The sequence below is a fragment of the Chryseobacterium sp. CG10_8 genome, from assembly GCF_058117085.1.
Map to the genome: position 1 here is coordinate 14240 of NZ_JBYVEB010000012.1, position 25657 is coordinate 39896.

Genomic DNA, 25657 nt, shown 5'->3' on the forward strand with positions numbered 1-25657 from the left:
AAAATTATGAGCAGAATATTTCCGGCAGGAGTTGCCACAGGATCAATGGTTTCAGAGATTTTCCAATATGCCAAAGAGAATAGATTTGCAATTCCGGCAGTTAATGTAATTGGTTCAAGCAACATCAATGCAGCAATGGAAACTGCGGCGAAACTTAATGCTCCGATTATTATTCAGTTTTCCAATGGTGGAGCTATCTATAACGCGGGGAAAGGATTGAGCAATGACGGACAAAGAGCGGCTGTTTTAGGAGCTGTAGCAGGAGCAAAACATATTCATACTTTAGCAGAAGCTTACGGAGCAACTGTAATTATGCATACTGACCACTGTGCAAAAAAATTATTGCCGTGGATTGATGGATTATTGGACGCGAGCGAACATCACTACAAAATGCATGGAAAACCTTTGTATTCTTCCCACATGATTGACCTTTCTGAAGAGCCTTTGGAAGAAAACATGGATATTTCTACTGAGTATTTCGCAAGAATGGCAAAAATGGGAATGACTTTAGAAATCGAATTAGGAGTAACTGGTGGAGAAGAAGACGGAGTTGATAACAGCGATGTAGATTCTTCAAAACTATATACTCAGCCTTCTGAAGTTGCTTACGCATACGAAAGATTAAAGGCTATCTCTCCTAACTTTACGATTGCTGCTGCTTTCGGTAACGTTCATGGAGTTTACAAGCCAGGTAACGTGAAATTAACTCCGAAAATTTTGGATAATTCTCAAAAATATGTTCAAGAAAAATTCGGAACTGGGGACAAGCCTGTTAATTTCGTTTTCCACGGTGGTTCTGGATCAACTTTAGAAGAAATTAGAGAAGCTATTGATTACGGTGTAATCAAGATGAATATCGATACTGACTTGCAGTTTGCATATCTTGAAGGAATCAGAGACTATATGCTTCACAATATCGAGTACTTGAAGTGTCAAATTGGTAATCCAGAAGGAGACGACAAGCCAAATAAGAAATTCTACGATCCAAGAGTTTGGGTAAGAAAAGGAGAAGAAACTTTTGTTACCAGATTGGTTCAAGCTTTCGAAGATCTTAACAACGTGAACACCTTGAAATAATGTTCATTTTTAAACGAAATAGTTTCATCTGAGATTATTTCGTTTAAATTTGCAATCTTTTAATTTAAAATCTTAAATTTCCAAATTAAATTTTCAGAACATGGCATTCGACTGGTTTAAAAGAAAAGGTAAAAATATCACCACTTCCACAGATGAGAAGAAAGATGTTCCCAAAGGACTTTGGCATCAGACTCCATCTGGAAAAATCGTGGAACACGAAGAACTGAAACGTAACAATTATGTTTCTCCAGAAGATGGATTCCATGTAAGAATCGGAAGTGCAGAATATTACGAAATGCTTTTCGATGGTGGAAAATTCACCGAATTGGACGCAGATGTGGAAAGTGTGGACATGCTAAAATTTAAAGACACCAAAGCATATGTCGATAGACTAAAAGAAGTTAAAGCCAAAACCAAACTTAACGATTCGATCCGTAACGCTGTTGGAAAAGTTAATGGGACAGAAATGGTTATTTCTTGTATGGACTTTGCTTTCATTGGAGGTTCTTTAGGTTCTGTAATGGGCGAAAAAATCAGACGTGCAACTGATTATTGTATGAAGCACAAACTTCCTTACATGATTATTTGTCAATCTGGTGGAGCAAGAATGCAAGAAGCAACTTACTCTTTGATGCAGTTAGCAAAGGTACAGTCTAAGTTAGCACAGCTTTCAGAAGCTGGTCTTCCTTATGTTGCTTATCTTTGTGACCCAACATTCGGAGGAATCACCGCTTCTTTTGCAATGACCGCTGATATTATCATGGCTGAACCAGGAGCACTAATTGGATTTGCAGGACCAAGAGTTATTCGCGAAACAATTGGGCGTGACTTGCCAGAAGGCTTCCAAACTTCTGAATTTTTACAAGAAAAAGGATTCGTAGATTTTATCGTAAAAAGAACCGAAATCAAGGATAAAGTATCTAAAACAGTCAATCTATTGTACCAACATTAGAATTACTACAATATAATTATTAAGAATCTTGTCCTATTGTGGCAAGATTTCTTTTTATGAGCAGAGCAATAAAAGTTTTATTCAATTCCATAAGGCGATTGTCTTTCAAGAAAATCGTTAGACTACTGCGTCTTAACTTGAGTCACCCATTATTCTCGGTCTTAAGTCTATACGCAACGCTCAAAGCCTTTTCCATTGCGCATCAACAATTTCCAAAATCTCATGCTGGTGATGGTGTTGGCAACGCTTTTAGGCACTCGTTGTGGTGTTGTCTCATTATGATGTATTGTTGCAAAATTTCATCCCCTCAAAAAGCACTTCGTTGGTGCAAAAAATTCACTGACTTACACGAAGATTTGTTCCCTAACGAACCTTTGGAAACACAAATGGACCTCCACAACAATAGGGTTGGAATGGACACTTTTATAGAAATGTTGGAGGGAATCCATCGCCAATTTTTCGAAACTCAGTTCTTCATCGACAAACTTTTAATCAAAACAAAAACCGCAAAGAAATTAGAACATAAAGATGACTTATTCGAGAACGAATTAGTATATTTAAGTTGATTAAAATTTAACCTCAAAAAAACAGAAAAAAATGATTAAACAAGGCCTTCTTAACGAGTTCGAATACGAAGCAGAAAACACCAGAAAACTCCTCAAATCCATTCCCGATTCAGCTTTAGATTACAAACCTCAACCACATCTCTGGAGCATTGGGCAATTAGCATCACACATTGCAGAAGTGTACAACTGGTTCGAAGATACCTTCAATGTTGACAATTTTGATTTGTCGACATACAAATACGACAAAGGAGATATTACAAAAGCAGAAAATATTGTTGCTAAATTTGAAGAAAATGTTGCTAGAGCCAAAGTGATATTGGAAAATTCTAATGAGGAAACCTATTTCAACAATTGGTCTATGGGAATGAATGGGCAGCCTTTCATTGATCCTGCGCCAAGAATTGCAATGGTGAGAGGGTTTTTATTCAATCACTTATATCATCACAGAGGAGAATTGGTGGCCTATCTTAGAGCTTCAGGAAATAAAGTTCCAGGACTTTATGGTCCAAGCTATGAGGAAATGCATGGATAGGATAGTAAAAATCCCGCACGAAAATTTTGTGCGGGATTTTTGAATTTATAATCAAACTTGAAGAAATGGTCAAAAAAAGCTCTCTTCTTATGTTTATCATATTTCTATGACTCATGTCAGCAATTAAATGTTTATTGATAAAATAACTCAATGTCTGATTGCAAAATGTACTAATGAGATAATTGCTTTGCCTTTTGTCCTAACTCATATAATTACAAATTCTCAAAACTTGTTCATCCAAAACAATTGTTTTTTGTTAATGATTTTTGTCTTCAATATGCTCTTTTTTTCGAAGCATTACAAAAACAAATTACACCGCAAACTTTTAAAAGAATTTTCGTCGTATTAGGACTTTAATAACCATTCAACACACTAATTGACCAGATTTCAAAAGAGCTGAACAAATACATAAGAACATACAATGTTTCGATAGTAAAAAGATCAGCCTGCACTTGTTTTTGTGCAGACTGATAGGAGGCTAATTTAATTCTAGAATTTTCTGTCCTTCCGCTAAAAGAGATTTCGTTAATTTTTAATCACCTTTTGCATAAAACTTCCGCCTGCTGTATTGATTTTAAAGTAGAACACTCCCTGCGAATTGCTTCTTATAGTAACTTTTGTGTTTTTTGCATTAACTCCAATCTGTTTTTGTAGAAGTCTACCTTGCATGTCATATATTTCAACTGAAGAAATATTAGAGTCTGCTTCAACCGTTACCTCTCCCTTGGTTGGAATTGGATATAGTTTTATGGAGTTATCAACCTTTGTTTCGGCTGTTTGTAGCACCCCTTGTACACTGGTCTCTGCCTCGTTGGTTACAATTGGAAAGTTATAATCAAAGTAAATGTTAGCTTTATTGGAAACTATATCGCCTGCAGCCAGATTATTTCTACATATCATTTTCATGAGAACGTTACCGTGTCCTCCACTTTGTACATTGGCATTAGGCATCATAAATTCTATTTTGTTACCACTCACTTTTGTATAAACTATGTGTGATGCATTTTGCAACTGGACTGTAGAGACATCAAAATCAGCTGGGTTAATATCCATTTCTACGACGATATTCGTAGCAGGAGCTGTACCTGTATTTTCAAAATTTACAATATAATGAAGGTAACTTCCAACAGACTGTAAAGGAATTGAATTGCCTTCCATGCAAACAATGTCGTTGGGATCAAAAGAATTGATTACAGTTTGTCTATAATTGAATGTGTTATCTAATGGATTAATATCTCCAGAAGTAGGGCTTACTTTTGAGGTAAAGTTTAAAAAATCTCCTGAATTAACGGGGTTTGTTGGATGGGTTGGAGTATTAATAACAAATGAAATTTCTGTAGCTGTGTTAGCATAAGGCTTAAGGTTGGAGAAGCTAAATAATATTTGGTTCCCAGATATTGAAGCGTATGGAAGAGATGTTGAGACGAAACTCATTCTAGTATTGTCAAATGTCAACAAGACGTTTCCTGAAATAGTGGTGTTTCCTTTATTTCTCCACATAAGTTTGTATTTTGCATTAAAGCCTGGGACAGCATTGGTTTCTGGTGCAATTACGACTTCTAAATCATTAGCATCCGAATTTTTTGAAACGCAAATATCTTGTGTGAAAATATTGTTGTTATTATTTGGGAAGCTATAGTTAAAAGTGGATGGTGTAACGGTGAAAAGAGTGGGGTTTTCAGGCAGGGTTGTTACGATATAAGAACCTGTTGGTACATAAAAATCATATTTCCCATTGTTTTTTACAAAAGTCTCTCCAGTATTGGTCCCATCATTTATTTTCAGTTTCATATGTTCGAAAATTTCATCATTGGCGTCACAACCATTACCGTTTTCGTCAAATCGCACAATACCTGTTACTGTATTATAGCTTCCACCAGGAACAAAGGAACAGTAGGTGTTAATGTTAACATTGTTAAGACCTTGTGATGCTAGTGCGTTTTGAATATCAGCAACTTGAAAATCGTCTACACATACATATTGGAGAGTAGGAGAATTAAAGATATCAAGAATTTCATTTGTTCCATTTTTAAGAAAAACCTTATCCAGAACAGATGATTGTAATGCCACAGTACCTAAATTTGTACAATTATTAAGATTAACAGTTTTTAAAAATGTTGGAGGATTGAGTTGAAAACCAGGGATGTAGCTAGAAGTAGCTAGATATTCAAAATAGTTTAACTGATGATGGCCAGACAAATCTAGATCAGTGATTCGGTTTCCACTTAGATAAAAAATTTCTAAGCTAGGATATGTTAAAATGTCATTGAAAGTAGCAAAATTGTTGTTAGACAAAAACAAATTTTTGAGCAGCCCTTTTGAGCCCGTCAAATTAACGGATGTCAATAGATTATGTTCGGCGTACAATTCTTCCAATAAAGGGCAATTTAGAATACTCAAATGGGTAAGTTTAGCTCTAGAAACACTCACTTTATTTAGTAAGGCACAATTCTCTATTTGTACATTCTCAAGCAAATTATAGTTGGGATTATTAGATGCTGGTTCAAAGGTTAATAATTTGGGACAATTTTTAATAATTGCTGTTTTTACTCCTTTCTGATCTGCTAATGTAATGGTATTTAAAAGCGGGCAGTTTTGGATATTCAATGACTGTAAATAATCTGTAGAAAAATCTAATTGTTGATTGTTATAATTATAGTCTAATCCACATATAACAGATTCTAATTTGGGTAACCCGTCAATATTTAGTTGGGTTATGTATTTGTAATTATTAATGTACAATGTTTTTAGATTTATATTATTATTAATCAAAAGGGTTTGCAAACTTTCATTGAAGTATTGATAAGATGGAGAAAAAAAGTAAGCATATAAGTTTAAATTTTCAAGATTAATGTATGGTGAAGCATCAAAAGTATGGTATCTATAATCTATATTTAGCTTTTTAATATTAGGAGAATTTACAGCTTCTAGAGGAACCACTGTTGACTCATAACCAAGTATTAGGGTGCTGATTTTTTCTAGTACTGGGCAATTATTTGCGCTTAGATGTCTAATATGGCCTAAGTTTATTTCTTGAAGATTAGGACAATTATCCGCAATTACCTTTCCAAAATAACCGGAGACTAATTGTAAATTACTAGTACTATTAATCCCATTAATCGTACTTTTAGTATTATAACTAATATCCAATTCATTTACAGCATGATAAACCGATGAGATAGGTATTCCACTGGAAGATCCTGAAACGGATACCATATTAAGATTATTACAATAGCTCAAATCTACTTTATTTAGTGTTGGAGAAACATTTTCATCAAATACTTCAAACCATTCCAAACTATTATGATGACTCAGATTAAGAGAAAATGAGGCATCATATATAGCATAATAATCAACAATTCTCAATTTTTTCAAATTAATAAGGCCTTCTATTGAGATTAGCGCACTCTTAAACAAGGGAATATGAGAGGTGTCATAGACCGTCTTATAGATATCAATATCTTCCAATAGAGGGGTATTTGTAAAAACAGGAATATATAAATGTGACTTAAATCTTAATAAATTATTGCAATTACTAACATTAAATGCCACAGTTTCAGATCCATTTGGAAAAAGAAGATTAAATGACAATTCCAAATCTGTAAGTTCCTGTAAATTATTGATGGTTTGTGGCGTGTTTGAAGGATAAGCGTAATTAAGTTTTATTGTTCTCACATGGGTAAATGAAGATATTCCTTGAAAATTAGTATTCACGCATATAATACTATCACTCTCGGCAACTTCTAAATCGCCGACTTGGTCAGCTTCTGTTTGTTGGATTTGACCATCTCCATTAGCATCGATTGCAAAATAGTTTCCGTTGAGGTCTTTTGCAATAGTATTACTCGCTGAGGAGGATAGTAGCTTCGCTTTAAAGTTAGCATCAGGGAAATTGACAATTTGAGCTTTGATTACAAATGATAGTAATAAAAAAAGCAGAGGTATATTCTTTTTCATCATTGTGTTTTTTTTTATCAAATTTACCCAGAAATCTTGTATTATAAGATTGCGGAAAAGAATTTGATGTGTTTTATTTAGAATTTAGAGTTTACTAATTTGTTCTTGTAGTCTTTCCTTCTTTCTTTGAGATACCGAAAGTTTTGAACCGTCAGACATCACCACGAAACCACCGTCTTTTTTGATATAGGACTTTAGTTCGTTAAGATTAATGAGATGAGATTGATGTATACGCTCAAAACCGTGTTCGCTTAATAATTCTTCGTATTCCTTCAATGTTTTAGAAATGATGACTGTTTTATGATTTTTAATGTAAAATTTGGTATAATTATCTTCACTTTCACAACGGATAATATCTTTTATTTCAAATAAATGGATACCTTCTGATGTAGAAAGCGCAATTTTTTTGAAGCTCTCAGTCTTCATTTGAATGTTGTCCAAAAGAAGTTCGATGTGCTTGTAATTGTTATTTCTATTCTGTAATTGTTTGATTTTGAATACAACATTTTTTAATTCATCTGGATCCACCGGTTTCAGAAGAAAGTCCAAAGCGCTAAATCTAAATGCTTTTATCGCAAATTTTTCATGAGCTGTTATAAAGACAATATGTGGAGCAATATGTCCATGTTTTTGATTCAATTTTTCTAAAATATCAAAGCCTGTCCCGTCATTCATTAGAATGTCTAGAAAAGCAATGTCGGGCTGTAGTTTCTCTATGAGCTCAATACCCGATTGTACGGTATCTGCTTCGCCCAAGACTGTAATTTCTGGTGCATACAAATGAAGCATCGCTTTCATCCCTTCACGAAGGTTAGTATCGTCGTCAATTATTATTGCGTTAATCATTGTTTAATCTTTTATATATTCCAAAGGAAATTCTAGAACCACTTTCGTTCCTTGGACTTCTCCGTTATTGTTTTTCAATTCTCGAATATTTAAGGAAATTTTCTTCTTTTCTAGTTTTTGCAACGTTTCAAGTCTTTTCTTAGATATTTCCAAAGCCATTGATTTGTGTGCGCTCACAGAGTTTTCCTTCATTTTTTTTGAGGTTTCAATTCCGACTCCATTATCTTCAATCTCACAAATTAAGAATTCTGTGTTCTGATGGAAGTTAACTTTGATGATACCCTTTCCTTTTTTAGGAACTACACCGTGGATAACTGCATTTTCAACATAGGGCTGTAATAAAAGTGATGGTAAAGCAGTATCGTCTTCGATCAAGGGATCTTTATAAATCTGAAATTCAAACTTTTGATTAAACCGGAGTTGCTCCAATTCCAAGTAATTGGTTAGCGCTTCAATTTCTTTGTCAATCGTTACTAATGATTCCTTTGAAAAGTCTAGGGTTAGACGCATGAGTTTTGAGAATTTTGCCAAGTATTTTATTGCCTCCTCTTTCCCGTTTTGCATAATAAATGATGAAATTGCTGCTAAACAATTGAACATAAAATGAGGGTTCATCTGTAGATGCAATGCCTTATGCTGAAACTCAGCAAGTTGCTTTTGTAGCAAAATTGTTTTTTCACGTTCTCTATTTCGGTAGTAAAAAAAGAGACCAGCCAAGATAACAATGGCAATTATAAAGTAAAGAAAATACTTCGCTTTCTCCCAATCAGCCTTCTCCTTTTGGGCTAATTGTTTTTTCTCAAACTCGAAGTTGAGTTCTGTTTTCAACCTCTCTTTTTCGTTTGCTATCTTAGAAAGTTCCTCCTTAAGGACAGTATATTTTTTAAGATGGATGAAGGCTATTTCTCTATTTCCCATTTTTTCTAAAATATCAGAAAGCAGCTTTTCCGCACTCATCTTCCCTTCGGGTAGGTCTAGATCATTAGAAATAGAGAGGCTCTTATTAGCAAACAAAAGAGCTTGATCTAGTTTCTTTTCATCGAAGTAAATTTTTGATAAAAAAAGATACGTATTTGATAAGCAAAATTGATTTTCTATACTTTTGCTTATTTCTTCTGCCTTTAGTAAGTAGTCTTTTGCTGTCTTGGGGTCATTTTTTGCAATATAATACTGAGAAATATTATTATACAATTCTCCCATTTCTCTAGGGTTAGGATTTTTCTTAAATCCGGAAAGACTTTCATCAAAGTACTTTTTGGCTTTAGCTAGGTCTTTTTTTGACAGAAAAATCATTCCAATATTTGAGCAAGAAACCGCAAGAGATAATTCATTAATTTCTTTTTGGGTTTTGTGCGCTTTTAGGAAATAGACAAGTGCTTTATCTTGGTCCTTAATCGAAAGATATATGACTCCTATATTATTGTAAACTTTACAAAGCTGTTTTTTGTTATCATGTTTTTCATAGAGTTTCATGGCCTTGAAATCATATTCGAGAGCCTTGGCGTAATTATTCTTTTCCGAATATACAATGCCTTTACTTCCGAATACTTTTGCCAGGATTTCTTCAGTTATATTCTGTTTAGTATTTCGTTGTAACAAATACTTTTCTGCAAAATTAAAGTTCGAAAGTGCTTCATCATATTTTCCAAGAATGATATACGAAGTTCCCAAATTTTGATACGCTTTGGCTTGTTCAATAATATTTCCTTCTTTTTTGGCAAAAGCTAATGCCTTATTCGCATATTCCCGCATTGCATTAGGATCAGACGTTTTGTAAGAATCAGAAATATCATTAAGTAGCTCTAATCTCTGCGCTGTATCAGTTGTCTGATTTAGTATTTGTATCAGCGAATCTGATGCAGAATTCTGCGCAGAGATGAGAGTCGAAAAAAGTATAAAAAGGAGTGGATAAACTTTTTTCATCATTTGTGTTAAATCGTTTACAAATTTAGTGAATCTGGGAAACAAAAAAACTGCAAATGAGGAAACTCTCCATTTGAATTAGAATTTGATAATTCATCTGAAGTTTATTGATTAATACAAATTAAAGTGCTTTTTTAATCCTATAGAGAAAGAAATGCATTTCAAAGGTGGAACCAATGGCATTTCATGAGATACTACACAAAATTTTTAAGCAAATCAACACCGCTAAGATCAAAGAAAACAAAGTACAAGCAAACATTTTAACGGGCGAAATGTTGAAAAAAATAAAATATTTAAAGTATACACCCCGAATACAAAAAGGAAGTAGACAATACTTCTCCAAGTTTCTTGAAACAAACCAATGGGTTTCTGCAAAAGTTTTCCGCCTACCGTTAAAATCTCAATTCGAATTAAGTTTTTTTGTTGAGCAAAAAAATAAAAAAAAACGACTCTCAACTAAATTAATCACAGTAAATTAGCGTCGCTTAACAAATAAAAAAAACAGAAATGAGAAAACTATTTTTCGCAGCCGCTATTATTGGGCTTGCAACAGTAACTTCATGTGAAAAAAAAGAAAAAACAACTGATTCTGCATCAACAGAACAAAAAGCTGAAGAAACTGCATCTGCTGAAACTACAGCTGCCGCTGAAAGTACTTCAGATGTTCCTAAATTCAGCAATGCAGATGTTCAAAAGTTCGCTGATGAGTATGCTGCTTATTACAAAGAAGTAATTGCTGCAGCAAAAGCTGGCGACCAGGCAAAAATGCAAGAGTTAGCTACTAAAGCATCTGAGTGGGGAACAAAATCAGCTGAATGGGCCACAAAAATGACTCCTGAAGATGCAAAATTATTTGCAGAATGGAACCAAAAATTGGTGGCAGAATCAATGCCAGCAATGCCAACAAAATAATGTCAACCGATATTTAAAAACAAAAAAACTCTTCCCAAAAGGAAGAGTTTTATATTTAAATTATGTTCAGTTGAAACAAGTGCTCGTCAAAATCAAACTTCTTCCGCAACCGCATGTTTCTTCACCAAATCTTGCTGAACATTTCCAGGTACCAATTGGTATCCTGAAATTTTCATAGTGAATTTGGCTTTACCTCCTGTAATAGATCTTAACGTAGACCCATAATCATCTAATTCAGCCAAAGGAACCTCAGCAAGAATTTTTTGATAATGTCCATCAGTATCCATTCCAGAAATCATAGCTCGTCTTGTTTGTAAATCACCCATTACATCACCAGTCGCTTCATCTGGACATAAAATTTCTACATGATACATTGGTTCCAAAAGCTGAGGATTAGCCTTGTGGAAAGCTTCTTTAAAAGCACCTGACGCTGCTAACTGGAAAGAAATATCATTAGAATCTACACTGTGCATTTTTCCATCATAAACGGAAACTCTGATATTCTGACAAGGAGATTGTGTTAATGGTCCATTCTTCATCTGCGCCATTATCCCTTTCTTGATAGCGCCAATGTAACGGTTATCTATTGCTCCTCCAACAATACACCAATAGAATGCTAATTTTCCTCCCCAAGGAAGATCTTCAATTTCGTGTTGACGAATGTTAAGTCCTTTCGGTTCCTCCATTCCATCAAAATAGTTCTCAACTCTCATATGGATTTCTCCAAACTGCCCTGCTCCTCCAGATTGTTTTTTGTGTCGATAATCTGCTTCTGCTTTACCTGTAATCGTCTCACGGTAAGAAACTTTCGGATTACTCATGACCATCTTTACACCGTACACTTTTTCCAATCTATGTTTAACCAGATCCAAATGAAGTTGACCTTGTCCTCCCAATACTGCTTCGTGAGTGTCTTTATCAATTTCGATAACTAAAGTTGGGTCTTCTTCTTGAATTTTATGTAAAGCTCCAAAAAGTTTCTCTGTTTCTGATGAAGTTTCTGCAGTAACCGCCTTTCTAATTCGGCTCTCTGGGAATTCCATTGGCATTACTTTTCTATTAACCCCTTTTGTATTAAGAGTATTGTTGGTATGGCTGTCTTTTAGCTTTACCGTTACTCCTAAATCACCTGCATTGAGTTGATTAACATTAGTTCTGTCTTTGCCCTCAGCAACAAATAATTGGGAAACACGTTCTACTTCTCCATTCTCATAATTAACCAATTCGTCTCCTGGCTTCAATGTTCCTGTTAAAACTTTGAAATAAGAAACCATTCCGACTTGAGGTTCTGAAACTGTTTTATAGATAAAAACAGTTGTTTTATCATCGGAAGAAATTTGGATTTCGCCTCCTTCTTCTAATTGTTTTGCTGGCCGGTCGGCTGGAGATGGTGCAATATCATCCACAAATCCCATAATTCGACCGCTACCCATATCTTTGATACCTGATGCCACAAAAACAGGGAAAAACTGCTGATGAGCTAATGCTATGGTAATTCCTTTTGACAGTTCTTCTTCGGAAAGCGTACCCGCTTCAAAATATTTTTCCATTAATCCTTCTTCATTCTCTGCTGCAATTTCTACCAATGCATTATGTAACTCTTTAGCGCGATCCATTTCTGACGCTGGAATCTCTTTTTTCTCCGGTTTTCCTCCGTCTTTTGAAAACTCATACATCACCATTCTCAAAGCATCAATAATTGAGTTGAATCCTTCTCCTGAATTATAAGGAAACTGTATAGGAACAACTTTGCTTCCGAATCTTTGTTTAGCTTGTTCTAATGTTCTTTCGAAATCTGCTTTTGCGTGGTCCATTTGGTTGATGACAAAGAAAGCTGGAGTCTTATATTTTTCCACATATTCCCAAACCAACTCAGTCCCTACCTCGACACCATTGGCGGCGTTAAGAACAATTAAAGCCGTATCAGCAACCTTCAAAGAGGCAATTACTTCGCCAACAAAATCGTCAAATCCCGGTGTATCGATGACGTTAATTTTGTTGTTCTTCCAATTAACAAACATTTGATGAGAAAAAATGGTGTTCTCTCTGGCGTGCTCCAAATCAGTATTATCGGAAACGGTGTTGTGTGCTTCGACACTTCCACGCCTTTTGATGACTCCTCCTTCGTAAAGCATGGTCTCTATAAGCGTAGTCTTGCCACTTCCAGAATGGCCTAGCAAAACTACATTTCTAATGTCTTTGGTTAGTGCGCTCATGATATTTTGATTTAATATTAATTTCGAGAAAATTGGACTAAAAAGGAAATGAGCGTCATTTGATTTTTAGGAACCTAAAGTTACAAAAGTTTTCAATTGATATCGAAAGTTTTTGAATGGAATAACAATGATTTTTGACATTCTTTCGCTAAAAACCTTATTTTTATCCAAAATTTGAAAGAAATGGTTTTAAGCAGAATTTGGTCCGCATTTATCATCATCGCAATCGTGGTTGCGAGTTTTAAATATCTTTTTTCACCCAACTACAAAATGATTTATAATGACATGGTGGTAGGGAAAGGAGGAGACACAGTACAGATTGCTACACAAAAAATCACTGAAATCGCTCCAGAAATCTCACAAAAATTAACTGCTGATTCCAAATATCAATATTCTGACGGTAAAATCAATTTCAAAACAGATTCACTCAAACAAGAAGTTAAAGTATATCGAGTGCAAAAAACAGATGGTGTCATCAACACGTCAAAAACTGCTGTAGATATATGCTTTGGTTTGGTAGGGATCATGACACTTTTCATGGGCTTTATGTCCATCGCAGAAAAAGCAGGAGGAATTAATTTGCTCTCGCGAATGATTCAACCCTTTTTTTCCAAGCTGTTTCCGGAAATTCCCAAAAACCATCCATCTTTTGGACATATGATGCTTAATTTTTCTGCCAATCTTTTGGGTCTCGATAATGCAGCCACTCCTTTTGGCTTGAAGGCAATGGAAAGCTTGCAAACACTCAATCCATCAAAAGAAACTGCAAGTAATGCTCAGATTATGTTTCTCTGTCTTCATGCAAGCGGACTGACGTTGATTCCCGTTTCCATTATAGCGATTAGAGCGCAACAGCATGCGGAGAATCCAACAGACATCTTTTTGCCATGTATGATAGCCACATTTTGCGCTACTCTTGCCGCAATGACCATAGTGTCCATCAAACAAAAAATAAATCTTTTTCAGCCTATTATACTCGCCTACGTTGGCGGAATTTCTGGAGTAATCGCCCTCCTAGTCCTTTACCTAACGAAACTTAGCCAAGGGGAATTAGAAACCTTTAGTAAAGTATTAAGCAATGGACTGATTCTGTTTATATTTTTAGCTATTGTTCTGGGTGCTGTTTACAAAAAAATTGACATTTTTGGCTCTTTCATAGAAGGTGCAAAAGAGGGATTTTGGGTAAGTGTTAAAATCATCCCTTATCTTGTTGGGATGCTTATTGCAATTTCACTTTTAAGAACTTCTGGCGTTTTTGAAGTTATTATTGACGGAATGAAATCCCTTGCAATGTCTCTTCACATGGACACCCGATTTGTAGATGGGCTTCCAACGGCACTTATAAAGCCTCTATCTGGTTCGGGAGCAAGAGGAATGATGGTGGACACCATGACCACCTTTGGAGCCGATAGTTTTGCGGGGAAACTATCTGGAATATTGCAAGGAAGTTCTGACACCACCTTCTACGTCATTGCTGTTTATTTCGGTGCTATTGGAATTAAGAACACGAGATATACCGTTGGAGCAATGCTTCTCGCTGACCTTGTTGGTGTCATCACATCAATTATCTTAGCTTACTTGTTCTTTGGAGCGCAGTAAAAAAATTATATTTTTCTCAAAAAGCTAATCGTATTTTGAAAGTATCTATAAAAAACAAAAGCCTCGAAAATTCGAGGCTTTTTTTATATCAATTAATATGTCTTTATCTCAAAAGAGCATTAAAAGTGTCTCCTTGTCTGATATCTCCTGTGTTGTATCCTTTCATGAACCACTCCACTCTTTGCTTGGAGCTTCCATGAGTAAATCCTTCTTGATTAACATAACCTTGAGCTCTCTTTTGAATATTATCGTCTCCAACCGCTTGAGCCGCACTTACGGCTTGTTCAATATCACCAGGCTCTAAAATATTCTCTCTATTATTGGTTTGTCTTGCCCAAAGACCTGCATAAAAATCTGCTTGCAATTCAGTTGCAACAGAAACACGGTTAAGTTCGGATTCAGAATATCTTCCGCTTTGTCTTAACTGTTCTGTTTTTCCCAAAGTTCCCAATACATTTTGAATGTGATGTCCGTATTCATGAGCTAAAACATAAGCTACTGAAAATTGACCCACTTCTGCCCCAAATCTATCTTGAAGTTCTGCAAAAAAGCTCATATCCATATAGATTTTTTCGTCTGTAGGACAGTAAAAAGGCCCCATTGCCTGTTGTGCGACACCGCATCCTGATTGAGTAGTACCTTCAAAAATAACTACTTTCGCAGGGCGAAAAGTCATGCCATTTTGATGAAAAACTTTATTCCACGTTTGCTCATTTTCTACAGTAAGCATACTGATAAACTGCTCTATCTGCTTTTCTTGTTCGGTCAAATCTCTTTGTTCTGTTTGGTAAGATGAGCTACTACCAGCACCCGAACTCAAAATTGAAGAAGGGTCTCCTCCCAAAAAGAACACAATGGCAGCGATAATTAATGTTCCTAATCCACCGCCAACAACCATTCCTCCTCCGCCTCCACCAGAACCACGGCGGTCTTCTACATTTTCACTTCGGTCTTCTGTCCATTTCATAGCTTTAATTTTTAAAATTTAAATGTACAAAAATATTTAGTATTAAAATTTCAAGTTCAATTGGTTAATTGGAGATTTTCCCAAAACCTATATCGTTACTTTTCTTTGAAATTTTCTTTTTGAATTCAATCATTTGTAAAGCGGTCACCGCTGCTTCCACGCCTTTATTCCCGAGATCTCCTCCGCTTCTTGCAATGGACTGTTCTTTGGTGTCATCCGTCAATACGCAGAAAATTGTCGGCACATCGGAGAAAATATTGCAATCTTTGATTCCTTGAGCGACCGCGGAGCAAACGTAATCAAAATGAGGTGTTTCTCCTCGGATTACACAGCCAATGGAGATAATGGCGTCATATTTCTTCTCTTTGCACAATTGCATAGAAGCATAGTTCAATTCAAATGCTCCAGGAACTTCAAAAACCTCGATGTTACTTTCGAGAACACCTTCTTTTTTCAGAATCTCTAAAGCAGCATCTCTTAGATTATAGGTTACAAAGTCATTCCATTTAGAAACTACAATGCCGATGTTAAATTCATCGGCATTGGTTATATGAAGTGGCTTGTAATCTGAAAGATTTACTGTTGCCATATGTTAGTAGTATTTTACCATTTCAATGTAAGCGTCAGACATTCCGTTGTCGTATTCTTTATATTTTTCATCGATAGTAGAGAAATGTTTTTTCGCTACATCTTTTTTCTTCTGAGCTAAAGCTAAAATCCCTGCTTTTCTTGTAAAATAATAAGTTGTGTAAGGGTCATCAGAAGCTGAAATTGCCTTATCTAAAAGAGAAGCGGCGTCATCATTCTTATTAAGATTAGATTGAGCATCTGCCATTGCACCATACTTAAGAGCCATAAAAACTTTGTTGTCAGTATCAAACTTGTCTAACAAATCGTAAGCTTCTTGGTATTTACCTTCTTTGAATTTTAACAAACCTGCATTGTAAGCTGAGAATTCTCCAACAGCAGTTCCTGAATACTGATCGAAAGTTCCTAAAAACCCTGGATTTGCCGCTGATTTACCACCAAGTGCTTCCTTGTCTTTTTGTTCTTCCAAATTCTTTTGCGCTGCAAGGTATCCCTTCAATGCTTCATCGTTCTTAGGTGCTACAACAAATTGCTGATATGCAAAATATCCTAGTACTCCTAAAACCAACACAACAAAAGCCGTCATTAATGTTTTGGAATGTTTTTCAAGAAATTTCTCCGTCTTTAAGGCGTCTTTATCCAAATCCTGGAAAAACTCAACCGTTTCTTTACCTTCAGTCTCTTTGTTGTTATGATTATGCTTTTTACTCATTTCTATAAAAATTGGTTTGCAAATTTAATTGTTTATTAACGATTTACAAAATGTTAGAAAAGAAAATAATAAAATCCGTCTTATTACAGATTTTTTATCGATAGATAAATGTTTTTAAACTTACTATTTCTTCAGGCTTTCCAAATACAAAAAGGCGACAGTCTTTCTCTATCAATTCGTTTTCACTAGGATTAATATTATAGTCTCCAGAAGCGGTCTTACAGCCAATTAATTTGCATCCGCTTTTTGAAAAAATATGAAGGTCTCTCATTGGTTTTCCTAAGAACTCCGGATTAAGCTTATTGGTGTGAATCTCCAACAAATTGACCTGTTCTGTTCCTTCCAATACAATAAAATCCATAAACTCTACCAAATCTGGAGTGATTAATAGGGAAGCCATGTGCTCTCCTCCAATTTTATCAGGCATGATAACGTTATCGGCACCAGCAGAACGCAATTTTGCAACTGTTTTGGAGTTAGAGGCGCGGCTGATAATCTTTAAATCTTTATTCATCTGCTTTGCTGTTATTACGATGAATAAGTTATCCGCATCAGAAGGCAACGAAGCAATGATGCCGTAAGCGTTTTCTATCCCAGCCTTAATAAGGACCTCATCTTCTATTGCATTCCCCTGAATGAAAATAGCTTTATCCCCAAACTCATCATCACGATTCTCTAATCCCTTCTGGTCAATTACAACAAAAGGTTTATTGTGCAAAATCAATTTTCGTGCAGCTTGTCGACCGTTTCGCCCAAAACCGCAAATAATGATATGATTATTAAGTTTTCTCATTTTCTTTCTCAATTGATTCTTCTTGTATTCCTTCATGTAGCTGCCATTGAAGAAGTCAAAAGCAAGCGCGGTAAGCACATACAGCACCGTTCCTACACCAAAAAGCATCAAGAAAATACTAATTACTTTTCCAAATTCAGAAAACCCTTCAGGAACCTGATAACCGACCGTTGTAATGGTCATAACGCTATACCAAACAGCGTCCAGAAGCCCTAGATTTTCAGATTTCATAAACCCTACCGTTCCCAAAATAGTAAACAGTAAAATCGTCAAGACAAAGAAAACAAGTCTTTTTACAATTGGGTTGATGCTTCTTAACATTCTAAAGTCAATATTCCAAAATATGATAGGTTTCTGCGTTGAATTGTTTCAGCTTTTCATCCCCTCCTAATCCTTTCAATCCAATTAAAAAACTAAATTGAGAAACTTTCGCTCCTTGCTTTTCAACCAATTTGGCAGCGGCTTCCGTTGTTCCCCCAGTTGCTAAAAGGTCATCATGAATAAGTACTCTTTGTCCTGCATGTATCTGTCCTTCTCTCATTTCGATTTCTGCAGAACCGTATTCCAAATCATATTTTTCAGAAATAATAGGAGGTGGAAGTTTTCCTTTCTTTCTAATTAGGACAAATGGAATGTCTAGCGCCCTTGCAATAGAAATCCCAAATAGAAATCCACGACTCTCTATGCCACAAACAACATCAATTTTTCCTCTACTGAACTTGGCAAAGTCGTCTATCACTTTTTCGTACAATTTAGGATACAAAAAAACCGGAGTTATATCTTTGAATTGAATTCCTTCAATTGGAAAATCTGGAATATTTTCAATAGTGCGATTAAGTTCGTCGACAAGTTCGTGAGATGCCATTTTATTGGTGATTAATTAATTTTATAGCTGGATATTTTCCATTCTCCATTAACGTTTTTGAGCCCAAAGGTAACTTTAAGCGGAGTCACTTTTCCACTTTTGTCAGTAACATCATAAGTTGCATTAACTGTTGCGGCCTTATCGGTGGCTGAAGATGGAGAAATACTTTTTACACTTAGATTTTTAACACTTCCAAACCCAGAATTAGAATTAGAAAAATTCTCGTAAGAACCCCAACTTGGATTAGCAGAAGTTTCGTATGCTCCTCTAAAGTTCTGTGCACTTAGATTGCTCAAAAACTTTTGAACGGTAGCTTTAGGAGTAGATGACACTGTCGGCTTTGGTGCTGCGTCAGGATTTGTTGAAGGATTAGCTTGAGTTGGGTCAGCTGGACTAACAGCGGAAACGGAATCATTATCAATGCTAGAACTACCATCATCAACCACAGGAACTTTCAGCGCGTCTGGATTGACCAACAATCCCACTTTTGTCATTTTGAAAGTTTTCTTAGATGTTTTTACAGAAACTTTTACATCCACTTGGTCATCCACAATTTGACTTGGTGAGAAATTTTTGAACTTTAAACTAAACCCGCTAAAGTTGTTATTCATCATCAAATTTTTGGCAGTGTATATTCGGCTTCCTCCGCTATAAACTTCCATAGTAGTTTCTAAAGCAGCGCCTTCGAATCTAATTGGCTGGCCAGATTTATCAACTAATCGCGGAATAATTTGTAGTGCTTTAGGCCCAGAAGTACTGTCGCTTCCCACCGCTCTTGCAATAATATTAAGACTTTCTGCTGTAATGTCATTGGTATCAGTCTCTTTGGCTGAAACATCTTCAAAAATATTCATTTCTCCAAGAGAAGGAGGCCCTGTACTGGTCCAATCAACACTATTTTTAGCTGCCACTTGGTCAGCCATTGCGAAAATTTCAGGAACTTTCTTTCCGTCAAGCATTTGACGCAATGCCTTCATTTCGTTTTCTTCCCCTTCTGCCTCAACTCCAAAAGTTTTCAGAATATATAATGCTTCATTAAATTTAACTTGTTGAAGCGTAGTTAGGCTCGAAGCCATATCATTGATACTGGAACGAAAACTCTGTGTAGATTCCGAGTCAACCGAATCCTTTTTGCAGCCTACCACGAATAGTGAGATGGTTAACAAAAGGGCAAATAATTTTTTCATATAATTGATGCTTTACTACAAATTTAGAAAAATTTTGCTGAAGAAATGATTATTTAATCTTTTCTAGAAATTTTCAAGAGGTAAAACAGGGTATTCGGGTTTTGGGATTGCGCTTTTATTGCACTATAAAGCAAGTTTCTTTCCTCTTTTTATGTCATTATTTATTCAATTGAAGTGTAATTACAATTTCATAACTTTGCAAATCAAAATTTGGTATATGTCTTTAATAAAATCAATTTCTGGAATCCGAGGAACCATTGGTGGAAGAGTGGATGATAATTTGACCCCTTTAGATGTGGTAAAATTCACTTCTGCATTTGGAACTTGGCTTCAGAATAATAAAAATAAAAAGGATTTAACTTTAGTAATTGGTCGTGATGCCAGAATTTCCGGAGCAATGGTTTCGTCTTTGGCTTCTGCTACTTTGCAAGGTTTGGGAATTAATGTGATTGATCTTGGTCTTTCAACGACCCCTACAGTTGAGGTAATGGTTCCTGAATTGAAAGCAGATGGTGGAATTATTTTCACGGCTTCTCACAATCCAAAACAATGGAATGCGCTTAAACTTTTGAATGAAAAGGGAGAGTTCATTAATGCTGAAAATGGAGCTGATGTTTTAGCATTGGCTGAAAGTGAAGATTTCAATTATGCAGAAGTAGATCATTTAGGTAAGTATGAAACTTTAGAAAATAGCTTTGATGTTCATATTCAGAAAATTATGGACTTGCCAATGGTCGATGCTGAAGCTGTAAAAGCTAAACAATATACCGTGGTTTTGGATGCGGTTAATTCAACGGGAGGAATTTCTTTGCCACCGCTTTTGGAGCAATTAGGATGTAAAGTTATTAAACTATATTGCGAGCCGAACGGACAATTTCCTCACAATCCAGAACCTTTAAAAGAACATTTGACAGATATTTGTGAGTTGGTTAAAAAAGAATGTGCAGACCTTGGAATTGTTGTTGACCCCGATGTTGACCGTTTAGCTTTAATTGACGAAAACGGAGAAATGTTTGGCGAAGAATACACTTTGGTAGCGGTTGCCGACTATCTTTTGAAACATAAAAATGGTGTAGCAATTTCTAACTTGTCTTCCAGTAGAGCATTGCGAGATGTAGCTCACAAACATAATTCACAATATTTTGCAAGTGCAGTAGGAGAGGTTAATGTGGTTAATTTAATGAAAGAGAAAGATGCTGTTATCGGTGGAGAAGGCAATGGAGGAATCATTTACCCTGATTTGCATTACGGAAGAGATTCTTTGGTCGGCGCGGCATTATTTTTGACTCATTTAGCTAAAGAAGGGAAAACGGTTTCGGAATTGAGAGCTACTTATCCTGCTTATTTCATGGGTAAAAAGAAAATTGAATTAACTCCTGAGATCGATGTAGATGGACTTTTAAAGAAAATGGAATTGGAATATCAGAACGAAGAGATTTCAACTGTTGACGGGGTTAAAATAGATTTCCCTGAGAATTGGGTACACCTGAGAAAGTCTAATACAGAGCCTATTATCAGGATTTATACTGAAGCCAAATCACAAGATGAGGCAGATCAGTTAGCAGATGACATGATTGCGAAGATCAAGAGTTTCATCTAAAAAGTTATAAACAAAATCAAATATCATACGTTTTATTTTTCTAAATTTAACTTGCTAAAAGCATAGCTCTTAATAGAGCAGGTTATGTTTTGCGGAATAAAAACACATAGTATACCAACTGTTGGAAGATTTTTTTGAAAATGAACTTATTAAAAAGTTCGAACAAATGTTAGAGAATAATGAAGAATTCTACTTCGATACCGAAGAGTTAGAAGAGATTATTATTCACTATTTGGAAATCGGAGATATCTCTTTTGCAGAAAAGGCGGTTAAATTTGCCGAAAAACTCCATCCAGAATCCATCGAAATCAAAATCAAGAAGCTCGAAGTCCTTTTGGAACTCGAGCAATATCATGTTGCAAAGAAGATTATTGATGAGCTATTGCCTTCTTACGAACATCATCTTGACTTCTTGGTTTGTTGTGCTAAATATTACTCTAATCTTGGTCGCTCTCAGATGGCGATTGATTTCTGTAAAAGAGCCTTGGAGCAAAATGAAGAACAGAATTTTCTTCACAATTTCATTGCGGACGAGTATGTCAACCTGCAAGATCCTTTCAATGGTTTAAAACATTACAAAAAAGCCCTTTCCTTTGATCCTTCTGACGATTATGCGCTGGAAAATTGCATGTTGTGTTTCTACGACATGAAGCGAGGTCAGGAAGCATTAGATTTTCTGAATGATTATTTGGACAAATTCCCGTTTTCGGAAGTGGCTTGGTTTGAGTATGGACAGCACTTTTTTAATAAAAGAAACTACCAAGAGGCGGTAAGGGGATTCGATTATTTACTGGCAATTAATCCAACATCGGTTAATGTATATTCCAACAAGGCAGCCTGTTTTGAAGCCATGAAGAAATTTGAACAGGCTATTTCTACCTACGAAGAAATGCTGGAGTTGGAGTTCACCAAAAGTTATACTTTCTATAAAATCGGACTTTGTTATAAGGAGTTGGGACAATCGATTCCTGCTTTGATTTCATTTCAAAAATCACTGATAGAAGACCCTCAGTTTTTCTTGTCCATGATGGAACAATCATTGATTTATGAAGAAATGGGAGCCATGAAAGAAGCTTTACATTTTGCAAAAGAAGCGGTCTTCCTCAACGAAAGTAACCCCGAATATCTCAAAAGATTGGCTTTTCTTTATATTGATGCTGGAAAGTTAGAAGAAAGCATCTCTTGTCTAAGAAAAGTAGTCGACATTGAGCCAAAACAATTCTACAATTGGTACGCTTTTGCAGAGGTATTAATGCTTTTGGGAGAATTTCAGGATGCATTGGAGTTTTTACAGAAAGCTATCGAAGTTCACCAAAGAGCTGAATTATATTATCAAATCAGCAACTGTTATTTCCATTTAAAGAACGAACCTGAAGCAAAAACAGCTTTGGAAAAAGCATTGGAATTAGACGCCAATCTTCTTAAAGAAATGGAAATGAAGTATCCTTACATTAAGAACGAAGCAAAGAAAACAAGGGCAAAAACAAAGAAAAAATAATTTGTTTTTTCTGCTTTCCTTTTGAACAACTACAACATAAAGTAAAACAGTAAGATATTGTTGAAATAATATTTCTAACAACAGCTATTGATTTTGGGATTGTGTTTTTATCATTTTAAGCCTTTCCTATGCGAATCTTTACAGCTGCTTTTCATTTCCTTATCTATGCTAACAAATACTTTCAATTTGATAATAATTATTCCCAAATACTCGTAGGAATAGCCCAAAAAAACATGGTCGAAACTTTTTCCGACCATGTTAACTATGAGAAATATTTCATTTTTATTACAATTGACCTTTCTTTTTAAGAAATTGACCGTGCTTGTCTAACCAAACTTTTTCCTTCTTTCCTGTTTCTAGGTCTTTTAATTTGATTTCGGTTTTGCCATTATGTAGAGCCTTTACTTTCACACCTATAGGGTCTCCTTCAGGAGTCGTTGTATCACTCTCTGTAGTATTGCCATCAACTTCAACATCTTTGGCTACTGGAGTTAATGTAATGTCTCCATCAACATCCACTCCGCCTTGTACATTAGTAACCGTTACTGGCGTGTCAAAAGTGTATTCCTTTTTTTTGAAATATACAATTCCTTTAAACTTTCGTTTACTATGTGTCTTCCCTGGAACTACAGTAACGTCATCAGCCGTGTAGTGTAACTCTACAGTATCTTTCTCTTGTGTTACTGCTATTGCATAGCCGCCAACAACGTTGTTGTTAGAATCTACGAAAGTTTGCCCACCGTGCACAGTAGCTTCTACATTAGAAACTTTGTTGTCTTTTGTCTTTTTCTTTAAGTTTACCTTCGATTTTTGAGGCTCAATTGGAAGAGCTTTGGTTTCCTGCGGATACTCAGCGGTTACGTTAACTTGGGAACTGTCAACTGGTGTTGTTATCGAATCGTTATCCACAATTATGGAGTCTTCTTCGACGGTTACAATTTCTTGATCTGTTTTCGCTTCTTTTTCTTTGCAAGAACTGCCGAAACCAATGACCATAGCAATGGCCATCACGCTTGTAAGTTTTTTCATGGTAGTTAGTTTTTTTTGGTTATAATTCAATACAAATCTATAACAAGTTTATGATAATGCAAAATAAACCACAATAGATTTAAAAAATATTTATTCGGACTAGCAGTTTTATTTTATCATGAAATTGACAAAAGGTGAATAAAGTGGCATAAAATCCGCAAGCCTAACGCTTCCTAAAATCCAGACGGTGTTTTTTCAAAATCTTCCGATGAATGAGGCGGTGAAATTGGAGTCTACAATAAATCTATTAAAGAAGGTAAAAAATTCGTTTCTAAATGTTGATAGAATTATTAAGTGGCTTTTTTAGCTCGCAAGAAGATAAGTCCCGCAATGATGATTATACCTCCCAATATCTGAAAAATAGAAATTTTCTCTCCTGCTATCATCCCCCACATTATCGCTACAATTGGCATTAAGAAAGTTACGGTGGAAGCAAAAAGCGGAGTTGCAATCTTTAGTAATCTGTAGTATAAAAGCATTGCGATTCCCGTTCCGAAAATTGCCAATAGAGAAACATATCCTAAACCCACGAAATCAGATTCGGATCCAGAAAAATGTTTGAAGAAACCACTAAGAGCAAGTGTTATCAACGAAGGTAGCATTAATACAAATGTAAACACGAATCCAGATAAATCCTTTGCAGGAACATCATTTAATTTTGCTTTAATTGTTGTAACGTTAACCGCGTACAGAAAAGTTGCAAAGAGCAAAATTAAAATTGGAAAAATCTTAACATCCGACATTTTACCGCCTCCCAATAGTAGGACGCAGACACCCAAAAAACTTATGATGACGCCAGTAATTTGTCTTTTGGAGGTTTTAAAATTCCAAAATAAAGCTCCAACAATTATCACAAAAATAGGAACCATAGAATTAATTATTCCCGCAACGCTGCTGCTTACTTCCTGCTCCGCCAAAGGAAAAAGAAACATGGGAATAAAATTCCCCGTGATCGCACATAACACCAACCATTTCAAACGTTTTCGTGGAAATTTTTTAATGCTTGCAAAGGCAAAAGGAGACAAAATAAGTCCCGCAATCAAAACTCGTAGAGAACCTATTTCGTAGGGCGTAAAATGCTCAAGACCTTTTTTAATCAAGATAAAAGAAGAACCCCAAACGAGGGATAATATTACTAAGAGTAACCATTTTTCCTTGGTCGGATTCATATGTGCTTTTTTAAAATTTCAAGAAACTGCTTTTTAGGAATCATTCGAGCTCCTAAGCTTTCCAAATGGTCTGTATGGGTTTGGCAATCGATAAGCTCCCATGAGTGGCTTTTCACAAGATGAATAAAACCCGCTTTGGACGCATTACTAACTTTGGAAAACATACTTTCACCACAAAAAACTTTTCCAAATTGCATTCCGTAAAGACCTCCTACCAATTGCCCTTCTTGCCAAACTTCAACGCTTTTGGCAAAACCCAACCGATGCAGCTCTATAAAGGATTGCTCCAATTGATCAGATATCCATGTTCCATCTTGTCCGCTTCTTCCTATCTCTTTGCAATTTCTAATCACCTCTACAAAATCTTGATTCTCTGTGATTGTAAACACTTCACGATCTATCAATTTTTTCATCGACTTAGAAACTTTGAGCTCATTAGGGAAAAGTACAAATCTTGGATCAGGACACCACCACAAGATATCTTCATCGGGATTGTTCCAAGGGAAAATCCCATTCTGATAAGCCAAAAGCAGTCTTTCCACAGACAGATCTCCACCAATGGCCAAAACCCCTTCTTCCGGTTGGTAAAAAGCCGGATCTGGAAAAACTATTTGATCTTCAGGAAGTAGAAACATATTAATACAATAAATCCCGCTTCATAAAAAAGCA

Annotated in this window: 22 protein-coding genes; 9 read left to right on the top strand and 13 right to left on the bottom strand. The window is 35.7% G+C overall.

Features of this window, described 5'->3' with window-relative positions; all coding sequences use genetic code 11:
• The first annotated feature begins 6 nt into the window (after positions 1-6).
• The 4 genes from fbaA (at position 7) to AC4AGG_RS03880 (ending at position 3127) form a co-directional block, all read left to right on the top strand.
• Positions 7-1077, top strand: coding sequence for a class II fructose-bisphosphate aldolase (gene fbaA, locus AC4AGG_RS03865; RefSeq protein ID WP_489770668.1), 1071 nt, complete (start codon positions 7-9; stop codon positions 1075-1077).
• A gap of 100 nt (positions 1078-1177) precedes the next feature.
• Complete coding sequence (gene accD, locus AC4AGG_RS03870; RefSeq protein ID WP_489770669.1) at positions 1178-2029, top strand: acetyl-CoA carboxylase, carboxyltransferase subunit beta; 852 nt, start codon at positions 1178-1180, stop codon at positions 2027-2029.
• A 56-nt stretch (positions 2030-2085) separates the two neighbouring features.
• Positions 2086-2595, top strand: coding sequence for a DUF6973 domain-containing protein (locus tag AC4AGG_RS03875; RefSeq protein WP_489770670.1), 510 nt, complete (start codon positions 2086-2088; stop codon positions 2593-2595).
• Between the two features lie 31 nt (positions 2596-2626).
• Positions 2627-3127, top strand: coding sequence for a DinB family protein (locus AC4AGG_RS03880; protein ID WP_489770671.1), 501 nt, complete (start codon positions 2627-2629; stop codon positions 3125-3127).
• 525 nt (positions 3128-3652) lie between these two features.
• On the opposite strand, the gene AC4AGG_RS03885 is transcribed toward AC4AGG_RS03880, so the two are convergent.
• The 3 genes from AC4AGG_RS03885 to AC4AGG_RS03895 form a co-directional block, all read right to left on the bottom strand.
• On the bottom strand, positions 3653-7087 hold the full coding sequence (locus AC4AGG_RS03885) for a DUF7619 domain-containing protein (protein ID WP_489770672.1): 3435 nt from the start codon (positions 7085-7087) through the stop codon (positions 3653-3655).
• 81 nt (positions 7088-7168) lie between these two features.
• Positions 7169-7930 (bottom strand): LytR/AlgR family response regulator transcription factor, encoded by a 762-nt coding sequence (locus tag AC4AGG_RS03890; RefSeq protein WP_489770673.1) that lies wholly within the window; start codon positions 7928-7930, stop codon positions 7169-7171.
• Between the two features lie 3 nt (positions 7931-7933).
• Positions 7934-9856: a histidine kinase gene (locus AC4AGG_RS03895; RefSeq protein ID WP_489770674.1), complete on the bottom strand. Its 1923-nt coding sequence runs from the start codon at positions 9854-9856 to the stop codon at positions 7934-7936.
• Positions 9857-10029: 173 nt separating this feature from the next.
• On the opposite strand from AC4AGG_RS03895, the gene AC4AGG_RS03900 reads away from it, so the two are divergent.
• Positions 10030-10332 carry a hypothetical protein gene (locus tag AC4AGG_RS03900; protein ID WP_489770675.1) on the top strand — a complete coding sequence of 101 codons (303 nt, stop codon included), beginning with the start codon at positions 10030-10032 and terminating at the stop codon, positions 10330-10332.
• A 28-nt stretch (positions 10333-10360) separates the two neighbouring features.
• Entirely contained in the window at positions 10361-10765 is a 405-nt protein-coding gene (locus tag AC4AGG_RS03905; RefSeq protein ID WP_489770676.1) for a hypothetical protein, read from the top strand.
• 92 nt (positions 10766-10857) lie between these two features.
• Here the strand turns inward: AC4AGG_RS03905 and AC4AGG_RS03910 are convergent, their stop codons facing one another.
• Positions 10858-12981, bottom strand: a complete 2124-nt coding sequence (locus AC4AGG_RS03910) for an elongation factor G (protein ID WP_489770677.1) — start codon at positions 12979-12981, stop codon at positions 10858-10860.
• 183 nt (positions 12982-13164) lie between these two features.
• On the opposite strand from AC4AGG_RS03910, the gene AC4AGG_RS03915 reads away from it, so the two are divergent.
• Entirely contained in the window at positions 13165-14580 is a 1416-nt protein-coding gene (locus AC4AGG_RS03915; RefSeq protein ID WP_489770678.1) for a nucleoside recognition domain-containing protein, read from the top strand.
• A gap of 103 nt (positions 14581-14683) precedes the next feature.
• Here the strand turns inward: AC4AGG_RS03915 and ypfJ are convergent, their stop codons facing one another.
• From ypfJ to AC4AGG_RS03945, 6 genes are all read right to left on the bottom strand, one after another.
• Positions 14684-15547 carry a KPN_02809 family neutral zinc metallopeptidase gene (ypfJ, locus tag AC4AGG_RS03920; protein ID WP_489770679.1) on the bottom strand — a complete coding sequence of 288 codons (864 nt, stop codon included), beginning with the start codon at positions 15545-15547 and terminating at the stop codon, positions 14684-14686.
• A gap of 64 nt (positions 15548-15611) precedes the next feature.
• Positions 15612-16136, bottom strand: coding sequence for a 6,7-dimethyl-8-ribityllumazine synthase (gene ribH, locus AC4AGG_RS03925; RefSeq protein ID WP_489770680.1), 525 nt, complete (start codon positions 16134-16136; stop codon positions 15612-15614).
• A 3-nt stretch (positions 16137-16139) separates the two neighbouring features.
• Complete coding sequence (locus tag AC4AGG_RS03930) at positions 16140-16847, bottom strand: YfgM family protein (protein WP_489770681.1); 708 nt, start codon at positions 16845-16847, stop codon at positions 16140-16142.
• Positions 16848-16941: 94 nt separating this feature from the next.
• Positions 16942-17961 (bottom strand): potassium channel family protein, encoded by a 1020-nt coding sequence (locus AC4AGG_RS03935; RefSeq protein WP_489770682.1) that lies wholly within the window; start codon positions 17959-17961, stop codon positions 16942-16944.
• A 7-nt stretch (positions 17962-17968) separates the two neighbouring features.
• The gene (locus tag AC4AGG_RS03940; RefSeq protein WP_489770683.1) at positions 17969-18505 is read right to left on the bottom strand and encodes an adenine phosphoribosyltransferase; all 537 of its coding nucleotides are present in this window, start codon (positions 18503-18505) and stop codon (positions 17969-17971) included.
• A gap of 11 nt (positions 18506-18516) precedes the next feature.
• Entirely contained in the window at positions 18517-19692 is a 1176-nt protein-coding gene (locus AC4AGG_RS03945; RefSeq protein WP_489770684.1) for a hypothetical protein, read from the bottom strand.
• 217 nt (positions 19693-19909) lie between these two features.
• Here AC4AGG_RS03945 and glmM point away from each other — a divergent pair, with 217 nt between their 5' ends.
• Complete coding sequence (glmM, locus tag AC4AGG_RS03950; protein WP_489770685.1) at positions 19910-21292, top strand: phosphoglucosamine mutase; 1383 nt, start codon at positions 19910-19912, stop codon at positions 21290-21292.
• Positions 21293-21413: 121 nt separating this feature from the next.
• Entirely contained in the window at positions 21414-22790 is a 1377-nt protein-coding gene (locus AC4AGG_RS03955; RefSeq protein ID WP_489770686.1) for a tetratricopeptide repeat protein, read from the top strand.
• 285 nt (positions 22791-23075) lie between these two features.
• Here AC4AGG_RS03955 and AC4AGG_RS03960 read toward each other — a convergent pair whose 3' ends face one another.
• From AC4AGG_RS03960 to aat, 3 genes are all read right to left on the bottom strand, one after another.
• On the bottom strand, positions 23076-23819 hold the full coding sequence (locus AC4AGG_RS03960) for a hypothetical protein (RefSeq protein ID WP_489770687.1): 744 nt from the start codon (positions 23817-23819) through the stop codon (positions 23076-23078).
• 290 nt (positions 23820-24109) lie between these two features.
• Entirely contained in the window at positions 24110-24988 is an 879-nt protein-coding gene (locus tag AC4AGG_RS03965; protein ID WP_489770688.1) for a DMT family transporter, read from the bottom strand.
• Positions 24985-25623: a leucyl/phenylalanyl-tRNA--protein transferase gene (gene aat / locus AC4AGG_RS03970; RefSeq protein ID WP_489770689.1), complete on the bottom strand. Its 639-nt coding sequence runs from the start codon at positions 25621-25623 to the stop codon at positions 24985-24987. Before aat ends, AC4AGG_RS03965 begins: the two co-directional genes overlap by 4 nt.
• Between the last annotated feature and the right edge of the window lie 34 nt (positions 25624-25657).

Coding starts and splice junctions, on each gene's coding strand:
- fbaA (WP_489770668.1), top strand. CDS start 7: ATGAGCAGAATATTTCCGGCAGGAGTTGCCACAGGATCAATGGTTTCA.
- accD (WP_489770669.1), top strand. CDS start 1,178: ATGGCATTCGACTGGTTTAAAAGAAAAGGTAAAAATATCACCACTTCC.
- AC4AGG_RS03875 (WP_489770670.1), top strand. CDS start 2,086: ATGAGCAGAGCAATAAAAGTTTTATTCAATTCCATAAGGCGATTGTCT.
- AC4AGG_RS03880 (WP_489770671.1), top strand. CDS start 2,627: ATGATTAAACAAGGCCTTCTTAACGAGTTCGAATACGAAGCAGAAAAC.
- AC4AGG_RS03885 (WP_489770672.1), bottom strand. CDS start 7,087: ATGATGAAAAAGAATATACCTCTGCTTTTTTTATTACTATCATTTGTA.
- AC4AGG_RS03890 (WP_489770673.1), bottom strand. CDS start 7,930: ATGATTAACGCAATAATAATTGACGACGATACTAACCTTCGTGAAGGG.
- AC4AGG_RS03895 (WP_489770674.1), bottom strand. CDS start 9,856: ATGATGAAAAAAGTTTATCCACTCCTTTTTATACTTTTTTCGACTCTC.
- AC4AGG_RS03900 (WP_489770675.1), top strand. CDS start 10,030: ATGGCATTTCATGAGATACTACACAAAATTTTTAAGCAAATCAACACC.
- AC4AGG_RS03905 (WP_489770676.1), top strand. CDS start 10,361: ATGAGAAAACTATTTTTCGCAGCCGCTATTATTGGGCTTGCAACAGTA.
- AC4AGG_RS03910 (WP_489770677.1), bottom strand. CDS start 12,981: ATGAGCGCACTAACCAAAGACATTAGAAATGTAGTTTTGCTAGGCCAT.
- AC4AGG_RS03915 (WP_489770678.1), top strand. CDS start 13,165: ATGGTTTTAAGCAGAATTTGGTCCGCATTTATCATCATCGCAATCGTG.
- ypfJ (WP_489770679.1), bottom strand. CDS start 15,547: ATGAAATGGACAGAAGACCGAAGTGAAAATGTAGAAGACCGCCGTGGT.
- ribH (WP_489770680.1), bottom strand. CDS start 16,136: ATGGCAACAGTAAATCTTTCAGATTACAAGCCACTTCATATAACCAAT.
- AC4AGG_RS03930 (WP_489770681.1), bottom strand. CDS start 16,847: ATGAGTAAAAAGCATAATCATAACAACAAAGAGACTGAAGGTAAAGAA.
- AC4AGG_RS03935 (WP_489770682.1), bottom strand. CDS start 17,961: ATGTTAAGAAGCATCAACCCAATTGTAAAAAGACTTGTTTTCTTTGTC.
- AC4AGG_RS03940 (WP_489770683.1), bottom strand. CDS start 18,505: ATGGCATCTCACGAACTTGTCGACGAACTTAATCGCACTATTGAAAAT.
- AC4AGG_RS03945 (WP_489770684.1), bottom strand. CDS start 19,692: ATGAAAAAATTATTTGCCCTTTTGTTAACCATCTCACTATTCGTGGTA.
- glmM (WP_489770685.1), top strand. CDS start 19,910: ATGTCTTTAATAAAATCAATTTCTGGAATCCGAGGAACCATTGGTGGA.
- AC4AGG_RS03960 (WP_489770687.1), bottom strand. CDS start 23,819: ATGAAAAAACTTACAAGCGTGATGGCCATTGCTATGGTCATTGGTTTC.
- AC4AGG_RS03965 (WP_489770688.1), bottom strand. CDS start 24,988: ATGAATCCGACCAAGGAAAAATGGTTACTCTTAGTAATATTATCCCTC.
- aat (WP_489770689.1), bottom strand. CDS start 25,623: ATGTTTCTACTTCCTGAAGATCAAATAGTTTTTCCAGATCCGGCTTTT.